Source organism: Paenibacillus sp. S33 (genome assembly GCF_053615415.1).
In genome coordinates, this window is sequence record NZ_JBSIEZ010000001.1 from 4,116,124 (window position 1) to 4,132,306 (window position 16,183).

The 16,183-nt window shown below is 46.7% G+C and carries 12 protein-coding genes; 2 read left to right on the forward strand and 10 right to left on the reverse strand.

Annotated features, from left to right (window positions below):
• The first annotated feature begins 180 nt into the window (after nt 1-180).
• Both mnmA and ACWGXJ_RS18690 read left to right on the forward strand, forming a co-directional pair.
• Complete coding sequence (mnmA, locus tag ACWGXJ_RS18685; RefSeq protein ID WP_165178721.1) at nt 181-1,302, forward strand: tRNA 2-thiouridine(34) synthase MnmA; 1,122 nt, start codon at nt 181-183, stop codon at nt 1,300-1,302.
• A 408-nt stretch (nt 1,303-1,710) separates the two neighbouring features.
• Nucleotides 1,711-2,541, forward strand: coding sequence for a PPK2 family polyphosphate kinase (locus ACWGXJ_RS18690; protein ID WP_250266494.1), 831 nt, complete (start codon nt 1,711-1,713; stop codon nt 2,539-2,541).
• 114 nt (nt 2,542-2,655) lie between these two features.
• On the opposite strand, the gene crcB (ACWGXJ_RS18695) is transcribed toward ACWGXJ_RS18690, so the two are convergent.
• The 10 genes from crcB (ACWGXJ_RS18695) to ACWGXJ_RS18740 form a co-directional block, all read right to left on the reverse strand.
• Nucleotides 2,656-3,012, reverse strand: coding sequence for a fluoride efflux transporter CrcB (gene crcB / locus ACWGXJ_RS18695; protein WP_235308656.1), 357 nt, complete (start codon nt 3,010-3,012; stop codon nt 2,656-2,658).
• Nucleotides 3,009-3,410: a fluoride efflux transporter CrcB gene (gene crcB, locus ACWGXJ_RS18700; protein WP_023989914.1), complete on the reverse strand. Its 402-nt coding sequence runs from the start codon at nt 3,408-3,410 to the stop codon at nt 3,009-3,011. Before crcB (ACWGXJ_RS18700) ends, crcB (ACWGXJ_RS18695) begins: the two co-directional genes overlap by 4 nt.
• A gap of 85 nt (nt 3,411-3,495) precedes the next feature.
• Nucleotides 3,496-4,806 (reverse strand): replication-associated recombination protein A, encoded by a 1,311-nt coding sequence (locus tag ACWGXJ_RS18705; protein ID WP_023989915.1) that lies wholly within the window; start codon nt 4,804-4,806, stop codon nt 3,496-3,498.
• 360 nt (nt 4,807-5,166) lie between these two features.
• On the reverse strand, nt 5,167-7,308 hold the full coding sequence (locus ACWGXJ_RS18710) for a HelD family protein (RefSeq protein ID WP_452567376.1): 2,142 nt from the start codon (nt 7,306-7,308) through the stop codon (nt 5,167-5,169).
• Between the two features lie 303 nt (nt 7,309-7,611).
• On the reverse strand, nt 7,612-9,429 hold the full coding sequence (locus ACWGXJ_RS18715; RefSeq protein WP_250260598.1) for an ABC transporter ATP-binding protein: 1,818 nt from the start codon (nt 9,427-9,429) through the stop codon (nt 7,612-7,614).
• A 97-nt stretch (nt 9,430-9,526) separates the two neighbouring features.
• Nucleotides 9,527-10,825, reverse strand: a complete 1,299-nt coding sequence (locus tag ACWGXJ_RS18720; RefSeq protein ID WP_061829368.1) for an NCS2 family permease — start codon at nt 10,823-10,825, stop codon at nt 9,527-9,529.
• Nucleotides 10,826-10,999: 174 nt separating this feature from the next.
• Nucleotides 11,000-11,749 (reverse strand): tRNA threonylcarbamoyladenosine dehydratase, encoded by a 750-nt coding sequence (locus tag ACWGXJ_RS18725; protein WP_013311554.1) that lies wholly within the window; start codon nt 11,747-11,749, stop codon nt 11,000-11,002.
• Nucleotides 11,750-11,901: 152 nt separating this feature from the next.
• Nucleotides 11,902-13,680, reverse strand: coding sequence for an aspartate--tRNA ligase (aspS, locus tag ACWGXJ_RS18730; protein WP_061829369.1), 1,779 nt, complete (start codon nt 13,678-13,680; stop codon nt 11,902-11,904).
• Between the two features lie 86 nt (nt 13,681-13,766).
• Nucleotides 13,767-15,011, reverse strand: a complete 1,245-nt coding sequence (gene hisS / locus ACWGXJ_RS18735; RefSeq protein WP_023989920.1) for a histidine--tRNA ligase — start codon at nt 15,009-15,011, stop codon at nt 13,767-13,769.
• A gap of 689 nt (nt 15,012-15,700) precedes the next feature.
• The gene (locus ACWGXJ_RS18740) at nt 15,701-16,171 is read right to left on the reverse strand and encodes a hypothetical protein (protein ID WP_452567377.1); all 471 of its coding nucleotides are present in this window, start codon (nt 16,169-16,171) and stop codon (nt 15,701-15,703) included.
• Nucleotides 16,172-16,183 lie beyond the last annotated feature (12 nt).

Sequence of the window (16,183 nt, forward strand, 5' to 3'; positions counted from 1 at the left end):
TTACGGTAACAATCTTAAAAAAAGTTGCTTTCGGGCGATTTGGAACAGCTTTAGCCCATTTTATATAGCTTTCTTCCATCGTTCGCCGTGTCGTTGGATCGTCCAAACATCGTATCTTATTATCGTTTATGTTACAATAGGTGGGTTCTACAACAATATTGAAAGAATTGGGTGATGACCATGGCTAAAGCCAATCATGAAACCCGTGTCGTCGTCGGGATGTCCGGTGGCGTCGACTCATCCGTTACCGCGCTGCTGCTGAAGGAGCAGGGCTATGACGTAATCGGCATCTTCATGAAAAACTGGGATGACACGGATGAATTTGGCCGTTGTACGGCTGAGGAGGATGCGGAGGATGTGCGCCGTGTCTGTGAACAGATCGACATTCCTTACTATACCGTCAATTTTGAGAAAGAATACTTCGATAAAGTATTCTCCTATTTTCTTGATGAATATAAAGCTGGACGCACACCCAACCCGGATGTCATGTGTAACCGTGAAATTAAATTCGGCGAGTTTCTAAATAAAGCGCTGGATTTGGGAGCAGATTATGTTGCTACTGGACATTATGCACGGGTTGTGGAAGAAGACGGCCACTTTACTTTGCTGCGAGGTGTGGATAGCAACAAGGATCAGACTTATTTCCTAAATGCATTAAGCCAAACACAGTTGTCCCGAGCGATGTTTCCCATCGGTCATCTGCCGAAACCAGAAGTACGTAAAATTGCGGAAGCTGCGGGACTGTATACGGCCAAGAAGAAAGACAGCACAGGCGTATGCTTTATCGGCGAGCGTAATTTCAAGGAGTTTCTGAGTGGATATCTACCTGCAAAAGGTGGAGACATGGTGGATATCGCTACTGGTGAAGTCAAAGGACGCCACGATGGTCTGATGTACTATACACTGGGTCAACGACAAGGCTTGGGCATTGGCGGCTCAGGTTCAGGTGAACCGTGGTTTGTAGCGGATAAGGATCTGGAGAAGAATATTCTGTATGTGGTACAAGGTGATCGTCATCACAGCCTGTATTCTACCAGCCTGATTGCAACAGATGTGAACTGGATTGAAGGTGCAGATACTCGTCCGTCCGGCGAATTCCGTTGCACAGCCAAGTTCCGTTATCGCCAACCTGATCAGCAAGTAACTTTACAATGGCTTGCCGATGGAACCGTGCATGTCATATTCGATGTACATCAAAAGGCCATTACGCCTGGACAAGCTGTTGTATTTTATGATGGGGAACGCTGTCTGGGTGGAGGAACCATTGATAAGGTTGAAAAACTTCAGCCTGAAACAGTTTAAATGAATGACCATTTTTCATTGATATAGTAGGAATTAAAAAAAAGTCGTCTCTCCAGATTTGGAAGGGGCGACTTTTTTTATGAAAGATGTTTTTATTTAATGATTGAAAAAGAGTTCATAATCTGCTCTTTATGATGTCTGTCATGCTAAGCAAACATTCCTTGCAAAAAAATTTCCCATGGTGTGGTGTATACACGTCTCTTATAATCAATTATATACTTCCCATTTTAAATAGGAATCGTCATATTTAAATAAGAGCGCTACAATGGACCTCTAACTTATTCCCTATTTAATCCTTTTGGAATTAACTTGAAAGATCATTAATACATAAGGAACTTTTGATAACATCCTCATTTGGGTATATGATGTAGACAAGATCATACTTCAATTGAAAAGGAGCGTGCCTTTATGTCTGATTCATTAGGAATGTTGACACCGGGTAAAAAAGTTTCTTTGAAAGAATGGGACCCCAAGGATACGAAGAATATCAAAAATAAAGAAGAAATCCGACAGGAAACAGATCAATTGAAGGAACGCTTCATGGAATTACAAAGCAAATTATTTACAGAGAAAAAACAATCCGTTTTGTTTGTATTTCAGGGTATGGATTGCAGCGGCAAAGATGGCGTCATCAAACAGGTATTTTCCAACCTTAACCCTGCGGGGGTGACTGTCCACAGCTTTAAATCACCTACGGCTGAGGAATTAAGTCATGATTTCTTGTGGCGTGCTCATACCGTTACCCCAGGACGTGGGTATATTGCAGCATTTAACCGTTCTTATTATGAGGATGTGCTGATTACACGTGTTCACGGACAGATATCCGATAAGCAGGCCAAACGGAATATTAAGCATATCAAACATTTTGAACAGTTGTTGCTGGATAATGGTGTAAAGGTGGTTAAAATCTTTTTACATATTTCAAAGCAATTTCAGTTAGAAAAGCTGATCGATCGAATTGAAAAGCCTCACAAAAACTGGAAGCTCGATCCAAGTGATTTGCAGGAACGAAAATTTTGGAAGCAATATACCCAGTATTATGAGGATGTATTAGAGCTAAGTGCAACCAAACAAGCTCCTTGGTATGTCGTTCCTTCAGACAACCGTTGGTATAGGGATTACACTGTGCTACGGATTGCCATCCAAACGCTGGAGGAAATGAAGTTGTCTGATCCTGAACCAAGACCTGAACTTGAATCCCTTTTACCTGAATTGTATAAAGAACGAGATAAAAATTAGCTGTATAGGTACAGCACTAAGCTTCCAAAATCGTATCACGGCTGAGAATGCCTTGAGTCGAGATTGGAAGCTTTTTATTGCATTTTTACGTGTTATTTCGAAAATGTATAGAGTTTAACTTACTCTGTATCCGATAGCCGCAGCTACAACTCCTACCACGACGGAGGACAGTACATACATAGCCATGCGTCGGTACTCTTTACGCTCCATCAGTTGAAGAGATTCATAGCCGAATGTGGAAAAGGTGGTGTAGCCGCCACAAAAACCTGTTCCTAGCAGCATCCAGAGTGCAGGAGACAAATGGTTTTGCGTAAACTGACCATAGAGCCAGCCTAGCAGCAATGAACCGCTGACGTTAATGATCCACGTCCCCCACGGGAATACGGTACCGAACCTCTTTCCGGCCCACATGCCAAGCCCGTATCTCGCCAGTGTACCCATAATCCCGCCTGCCGCCGCCCACCAGATCATAAGCGTTCCTCCTTGGGAGCAGCCTGCGTCATTTTTGTACCTAGGCGGATACCTGTCCATGTCAAAAACAGCCCTCCGCCTACGCTAAGCAGCAGGTACAACACAGCCGTCAGCATACGATCATGAACCGTGAGGCGTACAGCATCTACTGCAAAAGTGGAAAAGGTGGTAAAGCCCCCTGTAAAGCCTGTTCCGATGGCAAGTCGCAATCGCGGCTTGATCCGCCATGATCGCAAGGTTACCGTAAAGAACCAACCAAGAAACAGGCAGCCGATCCAATTAATTAGCAGCACACCAAGTGGAAAATCCGCACCCGCCGCAGGCAGCAGCGATTGCAGGCCATAACGGGTAGAGGTTCCAAGCGCTCCGCCCGCGGCAACGAATAGCACGTCTTTCATCTTCTTATCCCCTTCTTCGCTCTTGCACGATCATGGTGTAACGTGACGATTTCGTACACACTCTGTATATGAAGTCGCACATATATTAAGACTGTGAATCCCGCCAGCGCTGGTTTTGCCTGATTTTGGACTCATTCCCCTGCTCAGTAGCCTGATAGAAGGTTTGGTCTGCTATCGAATCGGGCAAATATTGCTGCTTCACATAATGATTCGGATAATTATGTGGATATTGATAGCCAACATGACCGAGCTTTTCCGAGCCTTTGTAGTGTGCGTCACGCAAATGGAGTGGCACCTCGGCCGATTTGATATCGTCCATAGCCGACATGGCCCGTGAAATTGCCGTATATACGGCATTCGATTTGGGGCTTTCCACAGCGAACAAAATGGCCTGTGCAATGTTCAGTTTGGCCTCGGGCCAGCCGTTATTGCGATAGGCTTCAAGCGCACTCACCGCTTGCACCATTGCCTGCGGGTTCGCCAGGCCAATGTCCTCACTGCTTGCCGCGATGAGGCGGCGGATAAAGGTCATCGGGTCCATGCCGAGCTTTTCTACGGCGTACAGGAACCAGAACAGCGCAGCATCGCTGGAGCCGCGAATGCTTTTGTGAAAGGCCGACAGCACGTCATACTGCGTGGATTCATCTGCTTTGACAATCGGGCGACGGATGGATTCCTCTGCGACTTCCAGTGTCACGTGAATCGTGCCGTCTGCCAGCGGAGGCGTCGTGAGCGCCGCCAGTTCCAGCGCGTTCAAAGCGCGGCGGATATCACCGTTCGCCATGGACGCGATGTGAGCCAGTGCAGCTTCATCTACCTGAAGCTGCATGTAGCCGAGCCCTTTGTCCGCATCGCTCAAGGCACGGCGCATAGCAGCCAGCGAATGCTCCTGCGTTAGCGCTTCAAGCTGGAACAACGTAGAACGGCTCATTAAAGCGCCGTTGACGTAGTGAAAGGGATTTTCAGTGGTGGCGCCAATAAACACGATCGTGCCCTTTTCCACCGCAGGCAGCAGTGCATCCTGACGTGAACTGTTAAAACGATGCACCTCGTCGAGAAACAAAATGGTTTTTTTGCCATACATCGATTTATTCGTCTGTGCACGGTCAATGACTTCTCTTACGTCTTTCACAGATGCTTCTACAGCATTCAGACGTACAAAATCGCCTTGCGTGTGTTGTGAGATGATATGTGCCAGCGTTGTTTTGCCGCACCCTGGTGGTCCGTACAACAAAATAGAAGAAACCTGATCTGCCTCTATAGCTCTTCGCAACAGCTTACCCGGACCCACAACATGCTCCTGTCCAATATATTCATCCAGCGAAGTCGGACGCAAGCGATCCGCAAGCAACCGATTGCTTGGCGTTGACTCTTGGGAATATGAAAATAAGTCCATTTCATTCACTTCCTTATGGTTTATGAACGAACACTTTCTCTTTTTCTTTGAAAATATACTATATTATGTTCGCTCATACGGTTGAAAATCATGAAAATTCAAGTCATCTATAATCCTGATACGGTGTAAACCGCCTCTTATTCTACCATATCCGTTAACAATTTGCAGATAGCATGGTCACGGCACGGCTGTAGATCTACAAGTCAGTCGCCTACAAAAAAGAAAGAACAGCCTTAGACGAAAGATGAATTTCGTGGCTGTTCTTCGACTGGCATAACTTCATAATTTCCATCACTAAGATAAACAGTAAACAAAAAGGAATACAACAACTCAGGCGATGCTTTACAACGCTTTTTCTGCTTACTCCGTCTGTGCCTGTACGTAACTAGGAAGTGAGCCATCATGCAATAGCCACAGCTCATGCAGCGCACGGGTACATCCTACATACAGCAGCTTGGCATCCCATGCCCGTTCTCCATAATGCTCATGGTCGGCATCCGCCACAATAACTGCATCGAACTCCAGACCTTTGGATAGGTACACAGGCAGTACCGACAAACCACCTTCATATTGCTTTTTACCACCGTCAATCAAATTCACATCCAACCCCGCGCTTATGAAAACCTCATGCAGTTCCACAGCCTCTTTTAAGGTGCGTGTCAGCACAGAAACAGTACGATACTCCTTGGAGGACAGCTCTTTTAGAGCGGTGAGCAAACTCTGCTCACGCACGGATGAGTCGTAAGACAAGGTGCGCACCGGATCGCCACTACGAAATACCGGAACTGCCGTAATACCGCCGCGAACTCCCTGCTCCAAAATCGTGTTTGCAAATTCTATTATTTCCAAGGTTGATCTGTAGCTCCGCGTAAGTGCAAAATACCCGGTATGTTCCGGCGCAAAAAGAGAACTCATTTCCTCCCACGCATGCACACCACGGTATTCATGAATGCCCTGCGATAAATCGCCCAATATCGTAAAGGAATGCCCTTTCACGAACAAATCCAGCAATGCGATATGAAAAGGTGAAAAATCCTGGGCTTCATCAATGACCACATGGTCAAAACGTTGGGATGATTCTACCTCATGAATCAGCACGTGAAGATACACTAACGCAGTCAGATCTTCTTCACGGATAATCTGTTTTCGCAAATCCGACTGTGTGGTCTTAAAAATAGCAGGCGGCAGAGAAGCCTTCATCTCCGCAGCCTTATCTGCGGGTAACCCTTTAGCTGCCTGAAAAAGCTGCTTGTAGAGCGTCAGTGCGTCATATTGTGGCCATTTTTTAGCATATGCCTTTTCACGTGCCCCTGCCTTTTTTTTGCGTTCCTTGAGCGCTGCCGCCGAAGGCGACTTTTTCAGCTCCATTTCAATCCAGCGGTGCACTCTTGCGAGCACACGCTCCTTCCGCTTCGCGAGCGGATAAGGCTTATATTCCTCATTGAACCAATTCAAAATCTCAGCTCGCGGTAGCACCGCCCCATCCCATGGTGAAAAATCATCCTCTGGCACGGAAATGGGCTCCAGTCGTTCAACAAAAGCTTGAAGCAGCTCCATAAAATGAACCGAACCCTTGAATCTTCCCGGCGCCTCATCCATGGATTCCTTTCTCAGACTGCCACTCTCAAACCAATAAGATAATGTTTCGGCAGGATCAGCCAAAGGTAAATCCAAACCCAACAAATCCAGCGCCCAGTCTGCAAATGTACTTTGCTGAATATTCCCGACCCCCAGCTCTGGAAGTACATCTGAAATATAGTCAAGGAACATATGGTTTGGTGCGAAAATTACCATTTTGTCGGCCGATACCTGATCCTTGTATTGATACAGCAAAAATGCGAGCCGATGCAGCGCTACCGTCGTCTTGCCACTACCCGCCACCCCCTGAATAACGAGGGCTGTATTTTTAGCCGCACGGATGATCTGATCCTGCTCCGCCTGAATGGTAGATACGATATCCCGTAAACGGTTATCCTTGTTTTCTCCCAAACGATAAACGAGAAACTCATCGGAAACGGCCGGCTCGTCGCTTTCACGATTATACGTATCGGCTACCCGTTCCAGGATTCTTTTCCGAATGACAACGTTGCGCTTCAGATAGACCAAGCCCTCAATGGTTCCCTCGGGAGCCTCATAGGACGCAGTTTCTTCACCACCTGTAAATGAATAAAACAAGCTGGCAATCGGTGCGCGCCAATCAATCACCAGCGGATACGCTGACGTTTCTTCACGCTCCACTCCAATTTTACCGATATAAAGTGGCTTCCGCTGCCCTCTGCCACGTTCGTCAAAATCCATACGACCAAAATAAGGCTCCTGCGAGCTTTTGGCCAAAGCCTGACGTTTTTCCTCCCGTGCCGATTCTAGCACTTGCTCCGTAAAATCATGCCCGGTGTACACCGGCGTATTGCGAAGCCGTTCCAATCTCCGATCAATTTCCTCCATAGCAAGCGACAGCCTGTGCTGTTCTTCTTGATAGGCACTTTGAAACTCATTCTCCATTTCAGTTACCTCCTAAGAATATCAAGTCTCGATTTCTGCATCGCATTCACTTGCTCCGACACAAAAAAAGGAAAGTAAGCGTAACACATTTAACCATAAAAATCCAACCTTATTTCCTAATACGCCTATTTCCCTACTCTTTCACAAAAGTATGAAGCTTTGCGGCACCAGTGGAGCGGGTGATTTGAATCCGAAGAAGCGGAGCGTTCGCCTTTGCCTCTGAATTCCCCCCTGTCCTCATTACAATGAGAGGAATTCAGAGGCAACAGCGATCGGAGGATCAAATCACACGCGCAGCGGCCTCTAATGCTCCATACTCCTCTCCCCCATCTCCACAAACTGCTTTTGAGCCAGCTCACGGTACACCTGATGGGACTCTAATAACTCCGTATGAGTTCCTGCACCGGTCACCTTGCCCTTGTCCAACACGATAATTTGATCGGAGTGAACCACTGTAGACAAACGATGAGCAATGACAATTGTCGTGCGTCCTTCCATCAAGTTCGCTAGGGCCTTCTGTACCTCATGCTCAGATGAGCTGTCCAGACTAGATGTAGCCTCATCCAGCATGAGAATGTCAGGGCTACGAAGAAGCGCACGCGCAATAGCGATCCGTTGACGCTGCCCTCCGGACAGCTTCATTCCCCGTTCTCCCACCTCAGTATTGTAGCCTTGAGGTAGATCCATAATAAATGTATCCGCATACGCCATCGTGGCTGCTCGTCTCACTTCTTCCAAGTCAGCTTCGCGCCCCAAGCCATATGTAATATTATCTCTGACCGTTCCGGTCATCATTGAGCTTTCCTGCGATACATAACCAATTTTGGAGCGCCAGGAGGAAAGTGTATATGACGATATCGGTTCGTCTCCATAACGAATTTCACCTGTATCTGGCACATAAAAGCGTTCCAACAATGAAAACAAGGTGGACTTCCCACTTCCACTCGGTCCCACGAATGCTGTCGTCCGGTTAGCCGGAATGACCAAGTTCGCATTATGAAGAACCTCTTCCCCTTCGGTATAAGAAAAGGCAACATCACGAAGTATAATATCTCTGCTCTCTTTTGCCGCTTCCTGCTTCAACTCGAGCGGTTCTTCTTCATGATCTAAAATCGTCTGAATCCGTTCAGTAGCCCCAACCACCTTTTGCAGACGTGAATACAGGGTCGTGAATTGTGCCATCGGTGTGATCACCTGAAACAGCAGCAAAATAAAAGCCACCAAATCCCCAGCGGTCAGCACACCCGATGCGACACGAACACCACCAACACCCAATATAATGACCAGCACTGCAGTCAGCAAGAAGGTAGAAATGGGACCTACAAGGGCCAGGATACGTGACTCTTGCAAACCGAAGCGGAACATCCGGTAAATACGATCCTCACCGGCCTGAGCCTCTCTGCTTTCGGTTCCGTAGGCCTTCACCAGTCTGATTTCGCCGATAACCTGACTCAACACTGAGGTCAGATCTGCCATCTCATCCTGCTGTTTTTTGGAGATGCGGTACATTTTTCTGCCTACCGGAAATAAAATCAGGGCTGTTAGCGGAACAATGGCCATAATAATGAGCGTCATCACCCAATCCAGATAAAATAACAATGCAATACCACCAATAATTGCGATCACATTAGAAATCAGATTGACTAGATACTCCGTAATTAAGTTCATAATCAGGCTTGTGTCATTGGTGACGCGACTCATCGTATCTCCTGACCGATTCCGATCAAAGTAAGGGATAGGTAGAGATAAGATTTTATGCCATAAACGTTTGCGCAAATTAGCCACAATCTTATGCCCGGCATAGTTCAACATATAGATAGAAACCGCCGAAGCCACCGCTTGAAGCACAAAAGCGCCAAGCAGACCAACAATGACCATACGGTTTAGTGAAGAAAAGGTCAAGCCATCAATCAACCCTTTGGTCATCATGGGTACGATTAAACCAGCAATGGTCTGAATCAGCGTCAGAATCAGGGCGATGATCAGAATTGCCTTGGGCGGATGCGCACTCGCAATCAATTTGATAAACCGCCCCATGCCAGCCTTATCCGGTCTTTTACCCGGTTTTTCCTTCATCTGGTCCTCCTGCTCATCTTGGTGTGTATGATGTTCTTTTTCCATATGCCATCAACCTCGCTTCCTGTCTGACCATTCTTGTTCAAACAACAACACCCGCGCTCTGCGCGGGTATGAACAGTACAATCTATCTTCGAGTTTACTACACCAGAGAATGAAGCACAAAGTTAGCCACAAACAGTACAGAAATGATATATAATGCAACAGGCACTTCCTTGCCCCGTCCTGCTGCCAGCTTGGCTACGGGGTATGCAATAAAACCAAAGGCCATCCCGTCTACAATACTGTAAGTAAAGGGCATCATCACCATGATCAGAAATGCAGGAAACGCTTCAGTAAAATCACTGAAATCCATCTCTCGCACATTTTGCACCATTAGCCCCCCAATGATGATCAACACGGGCGCAATGGCACTGTCAGGAATATAAGCCAACAGAGGAATAAAGAAAAACGTCGCTCCGAATAAAATAGCAGTTACCAGCGGTGTCATTCCCGAGCGTCCCCCTGCTGCAATGCCAGCCGTCGATTCCGCAGCGGCTACCGCCGGACTGCTACCCAAAATACCGGCAAAGATATTGGTTACAGCCAACACACGCAAGCTGTTTTTAAATAAATCCGGTCTTCCAATCATGTTGGTTTGTGCAGTAATCATACCAATATTCTCGAATAGCACAATGAGTAGGAGCAAAAAGACAGCAATCCAGAAAGCTACCGAGACAATGCCTGAAAAGGAAAGCTCTCCAAACAATTGCCCATACTGTCGCACCGTTTCAGAGGTTCGTACCGTGCTTGTAGGCTCTACAGCTCCTAGTATATAAGCAAGGCCAGTTCCCGCCAAAATGCTAATTAGTAAACCTCCCTGAACGTTACGCACAAACAATACAATAGCGAGCAGCAACGTTACACAAGCCGTAATTACCTTGGGATCATTAAAATGGCCAATAGCCACAAAAGTCGTCTGATGAGCAATCACGATGCCGCTTTTTTGCAATCCGATAAAGGTTAAAAACAACCCAATGCCCACCGTAATTCCGTGCTGCAAATTATGGGGAATCGCTTGGCTAATCAGCTTGTACAATGATGTAAAAGCCACAATGGCGAATAAAATCCCTGTGACGGCAACCACCATCAGCGCTTCCTGCCAGCTCAGCTTCATAGAATGTACGAGCGTATATGTGAAAAAAGCATTAATTCCCATCCCGGGTACAACGACCATTGGAGATTTCCCACCAAAAGCCATAAGCAGGCAGCCGATCATCGATGTCAGCAGCGTCCCGAGCATCGCCCCTTGGAGGGGAATCCCGGCATCTGCCAAAATAGTTGCATTAACCATAACAATGTATACAACGGAAAAATAAGAAATGGCCCCAGCGGCTAATTCCTTTTTCCAATGATGCTCGGGCTTGAAACCGAGACTTCTGGACCATAGTCCATCCTTCATACCAAAACCCTCCAGCAAGTTGTTCAATCTTTTTGCAGTAAGCTGCGCTTTTTCAAAACAAAAAAGAGCTGTAGCAACTGTGACACAAAGGATGTGATGCACAGAACTACAGGTCTTAAAGTGAATACATACTGATGTAAATCTACGAATGCACTGCCATGCTATTTTTGCAACTTACACACCAGCGTGTTCTAACAAATCCTTCACGGCTACACTAACCATGATCAGTCCTGCTACAGGAGGTACAAATGCATTGCTTGCAGGCGGCTGCTTCGCCTTCCGAATTTCAGGCGCGTTTGCAGGTACAATTTTTTTTGTAATTTCTTCACGTGGCTTCATCGGTTCCTCATCGGAGAACACAACTTTGACGCCTTTGGTAATGCCTTCCTTGCGCAACTTGGTACGGATGACACGGGCAATCGGGTCCATTCTCGTCTGGGAAATATCCGCAACTTGAAAACGACTTGGATCCATTTTATTCGCAGCGCCCATACTGGAGATCATCGGAATCCCCCGTTTCAGGCATTCCTTAATCAAATGAATTTTATATATAATCGTATCCGAAGCATCCAGCACATAATCCAATTCGTACTTGAACAGTTCCTCATATGTTTCTTCTGTATAAAACATGTTCAGTGCAATCGCTTCACATTCAGGATTAATCAGCTTCACACGCTCTACCATCAGATCAGCCTTTTTTTGACCTACCGTCGTTGTCAACGCATGAATCTGGCGATTAATATTGGTGATATCTACAACATCTTTATCAATCAAAATGATGCGTCCAACACCCGTGCGCGCCAGTGCTTCCACTGCAATCGAACCGACACCGCCAATACCCAGCACGGCCACCGTGCTATTTTTCATAACCTCTAGACCTTCAGTTCCAATGGCCAGTTCCGTTCGTGAAAATTGATGCAACAATATGGTATATCCTCCCTCACTGATTTAAACTCTATGCCTGAACTCCAGCATACAAACCACGAACCCATTATCCATATGAGGGTAACGGGTTCATGGCATTCTATAAGCTATCTCATGCCAATGGATGGCACTTGCTAAGCCAAATGTTCGTCTTAAGCTTTAGGCGCAACAGGCTTCGGAGCAAGACGAATATGAAGCTGATCCAATTGAGCTTGATCCACTTCGGCTGGTGCATCCATAAGCAGGTCTGTCGCGCTGGCTGTTTTCGGGAATGCAATAGTTTCACGCAGATTTGTACGACCTGCAAGCAGCATCACAAGGCGGTCAAAACCGAAGGCAATACCACCATGTGGAGGCGTACCATATTCAAATGCATCCAGCAGGTAACCGAATTTATCCTTCACTTCTTCAGGCGGCAGGTTGAGCGCTTTGAACATTTTTTCCTGAACTTCACGTTTGAAAATCCGCATCGAGCCACCACCCACTTCGTAGCCGTTCAGCACGATATCATAGGCCTGAGCACGAACTTGACCTGGATCTGTGTCCAAAAGGGCCAGGTCTTCTTCCTTCGGACGAGTGAACGGATGGTGCTCCGCTACATAACGTTTTTGTTCTTCGTCATAGCCCAGAAGCGGGAAGTCTACAACCCAGGCAAATTTGAATTTGTTATCGTCGATCAGTCCCAAATGACGGCCAATTTTCAGACGAAGTGCGCCCAATACATCAGCAACTACCTTTTTATTATCCGCAGAGAATAGTAACAGATCGCCTTCTTCGGCTCCTGTGCGCTCCTTCAATGCTTCGATTTCTTCCGGTGTGAAGAATTTAACGATAGGCCCCTTGAATTCGCCTTCTTTCACTTGAATCCAAGCCAAGCCCTTTGCTCCATAACGCGCTGCAAAAGGACCCAGGTCATCAATGTCCTTACGGCTCCACGTGCCACATCCTTTGGCATTAAGGACTTTAACTTCGCCACCCTTTTCAATTACGGAAGCAAATACTTTCACACCACTGGTCGCCACGATATCATTAACATTTATCAGCTCAAGACCAAAACGCAGGTCAGGCTTGTCAGAACCATACTTGTCCATTGCCTCTGCATGTGTAATCCGTTGGAACGGTGTTTCCAGTTCTACCCCAACGGTTTCTTTGAACAATTTCACCATAAGACGCTCCATCATTGGCAGCAAGTCATCCTGTTGCATAAAGGAGGTCTCAATATCGACCTGCGTAAATTCAGGCTGGCGGTCAGCACGCAAGTCTTCATCACGGAAACAACGTGCAATTTGGTAGTAGCGCTCCAGGCCACCCACCATCAGCAATTGCTTGTACAGTTGTGGCGATTGCGGCAAGGCGAAAAACTCACCCTCATGCACCCGGCTAGGTACCAGATAATCACGTGCGCCCTCTGGGGAGCTTTTCGTCAAAATTGGTGTTTCCACCTCGACGAACTCTTCTCCGTCCAGGAAGTCACGGAATATTTTTGCTGCTTTAGAGCGCAGTTTCAAGGTCTGGTACATTTCCGGACGACGCAGGTCCAAATAACGGTATTTTAAACGCAGAGACTCGTCCACTTCTACACCATTTTCAATGAAGAACGGAGGTGTTTTAGATGCATTCAATACTTCGATTTCAGTGACGCGTACCTCAATTTCACCTGTAGGCAGGTTCGGGTTAATCGTTTCTGCATCACGCTTAACAATAGTACCGGTAACCTCAAGCACGTATTCACTACGGACACGATCCGCAATTTGCAGTGCGTCACCGGAATATGCCGGATTAAACACGATTTGTACAATTCCGCTACGGTCACGTAGGTCTATAAAAAGTACGCCCCCCAAATCACGACGAGTTTGTACCCAACCGTTCAATGTAACTGTTTCTCCGATATGCGCATGAGTCAATGCGCCGCATTGATGACTCCTTTTCATAATACACACTCCTGTTTATGTTTAGTAGTTAATGCTATATGACAGCCAGAGGGAAACTTCCCCTGACTGATGTTACATTATTTTGTTTATCCTAATTCTTCCACCAGCTGATCCAGCTTAACGGTACGCTGCTCGCCGGTTTCCATGTTTTTCAGTGCAATTTCACCCTGAACCAGCTCATCCTCACCCAGAATCGCAGTATACCTTGCTTTAAAGCGATCGGCTGATTTCATCTGCGCCTTCATTTTACGCCCCAGATAATCTCGTTCTGCGGAAAATCCGGCTTGACGCAACTTGAATAGTTGTTTAGTTACTTCCGTTTCTGCTGCTTCTCCCAACGCTACCATATAGATATCTAACGGCTTGGCTTCGTTCAGTTTGACACCTTGATGCTCCAAGATCAGCTGAATTCGCTCCAGTCCAATGCCAAAACCAATGCCCGGCTGATCCGGTCCGCCCAGATCCCCAACCAATCCGTTGTAGCGGCCGCCTCCACCGATCGTGTCTATGGCACCAATTCCTTCGGCTTTGAATTCGAACGCTGTCAACGTATAATAATCCAGCCCCCGTACCAAGCGAGGGTTAACTGTATATTCCACGCCCATGGCATCCAAATTTTGCTTCACTTTCTCAAAGTGTGTGCGGGATTCCTCGTCCAAGCTATCCAAAATCGAAGGTGCACCTCCAAATTTGTCCTGGTCATCTTTGCTATCCAGCACTCGTAGCGGATTACGCTCAATGCGTGCTTGGCTCTCCTTGGTCAACGTATCCTTAATTGGCATCAAGAAGTCTACCAGATGCTGTCGATAAGCTGCCCGGCTGGCTGCATTACCGACGGAGTTAATCTCCACCTGTACTCCTTTCAAGCCCAGTTCACGGCAGAATTGATACCCAAAAGCAATAACTTCTGCATCCAACGCAGGATCGACCGCACCAAATGCTTCAATTCCAAATTGGTGAAACTGGCGCTGACGCCCAGCCTGTGGACGCTCATACCGGAACATCGGGCCGATATAATACAGCTTAGTTACATCCGGCTCCCCGTATAGTTTGTTCTCCACATAGGAGCGGACAACCCCTGCTGTTCCTTCCGGACGCAAAGTCATGCTGCGCTTCCCTTTATCCTCAAAAGTATACATTTCTTTTTCCACCACATCCGTCGTTTCACCCACACCTCGAACGAACAAATTCGTTTGTTCGAACATGGGCGTACGAATCTCTCGGTAATTAAAGCGGCGGCTAATCTCACGGGCTTTTTCCTCGACAACTTGCCATTTTTCTACACTGCCCGGCAGCAAATCCTGTGTTCCCGTCGGTTTTTGAAAGGCCATTAACGTATCCCCCCATCGTTGTATTTCGTATTGTGCGCTTTCTTCTTGCTCCACTTTCAAATAAAACAAAAAATCCCTCGTCCTGTTAACATTAACAGGGACGAGGGATTGTCGTTTACAAATCACCCGTGGTACCACCCACATTCCGGAGTTTACCCAGACAACCAGCATAAGAATCACTCATTGCCCGTCAGCATTATACTGACTCCGCTCATACGTATAACGCCCGTAACGCGCAGTACGGCTATTATGCAGGACCATCCACTGTCGGCACAGTTGCAATGTACTTTCAGTAGGGTTTCCTCAATTGTTCGCCGCCTGTTCTCGGGGAGGTCATTCATCCGTTCATCAAGGGAATTTTTACAGCCTGGAAATTCCTCTCTGCGCTTGTGGGTTCGGAGTACTTGGTCCCGTCATCAAATCATTTTTCATTATTTTATGATTTTAATGAACCGCTTCGACAAAGTCAAGACATTCTCCCTATAATCGGACAAATAAGGCTTATAAAAAGAAAAAACCTGCGGAAACGGTCCGCAGGTTCAAAAAGATATATCAAAAGGGGGTCATGCTGTTATTATAAACAACGAATATTAAGGAATGATGTTTCGAATATTACAATTGTATTACAGTCACTCTTTTGTAGCTGAATTTCTCAAGTATCGACAATCTCTTGTGTCGCGCTCTCAGCTTTAATTCAACTTCGATACATATCCACGATTGGAACGTAGCTTATAAATGACCTCATCATAATCGGCATCATTCACCTTTGCTGATAATACATACCGTAATTCATCTTGATCACCGTTAATATACACATCTGTCGCACGGAGCAACCCTCCGTCATGATTCGTTGTTCCACCCCGATCTTCATTCAGATCCCTTTGGGCTGAGCCAGAGTTAATCTGGTCATCCTTCGCATCTGGTAGAATATTCTCGCCATAAGCACCCGCCGCAGGGATTGCCGCACCTGCAGAGCCTCCTGTGCTCACAGAACCTGTATTGTTATAGGGGACCAGCGGAATTAAAACTCTCGTCTCCCGACCGAGCGCATCATCCAAAGCACCTACTTCCAAATGTTCAGTTCTATAAGCTTGAAGCGAGGCTCTGGCACCCTCAGCTTCATCTTCTGTGCGAAAATAAGCCTGAATCTGTTTTGCCATATCAAATCCTCC

What these genes read in the sequence shown, in the direction of transcription:
- mnmA (WP_165178721.1), top strand. Translation starts at nt 181, where the DNA reads ATGGCTAAAGCCAATCATGAAACCCGTGTCGTCGTCGGGATGTCCGGT.
- ACWGXJ_RS18690 (WP_250266494.1), top strand. Translation starts at nt 1,711, where the DNA reads ATGTCTGATTCATTAGGAATGTTGACACCGGGTAAAAAAGTTTCTTTG.
- crcB (WP_235308656.1), bottom strand. Translation starts at nt 3,012, where the DNA reads ATGATCTGGTGGGCGGCGGCAGGCGGGATTATGGGTACACTGGCGAGA.
- crcB (WP_023989914.1), bottom strand. Translation starts at nt 3,410, where the DNA reads ATGAAAGACGTGCTATTCGTTGCCGCGGGCGGAGCGCTTGGAACCTCT.
- ACWGXJ_RS18705 (WP_023989915.1), bottom strand. Translation starts at nt 4,806, where the DNA reads ATGGACTTATTTTCATATTCCCAAGAGTCAACGCCAAGCAATCGGTTG.
- ACWGXJ_RS18710 (WP_452567376.1), bottom strand. Translation starts at nt 7,308, where the DNA reads ATGGAGAATGAGTTTCAAAGTGCCTATCAAGAAGAACAGCACAGGCTG.
- ACWGXJ_RS18715 (WP_250260598.1), bottom strand. Translation starts at nt 9,429, where the DNA reads ATGGAAAAAGAACATCATACACACCAAGATGAGCAGGAGGACCAGATG.
- ACWGXJ_RS18720 (WP_061829368.1), bottom strand. Translation starts at nt 10,825, where the DNA reads ATGAAGGATGGACTATGGTCCAGAAGTCTCGGTTTCAAGCCCGAGCAT.
- aspS (WP_061829369.1), bottom strand. Translation starts at nt 13,680, where the DNA reads ATGAAAAGGAGTCATCAATGCGGCGCATTGACTCATGCGCATATCGGA.
- hisS (WP_023989920.1), bottom strand. Translation starts at nt 15,011, where the DNA reads ATGGCCTTTCAAAAACCGACGGGAACACAGGATTTGCTGCCGGGCAGT.
- ACWGXJ_RS18740 (WP_452567377.1), bottom strand. Translation starts at nt 16,171, where the DNA reads ATGGCAAAACAGATTCAGGCTTATTTTCGCACAGAAGATGAAGCTGAG.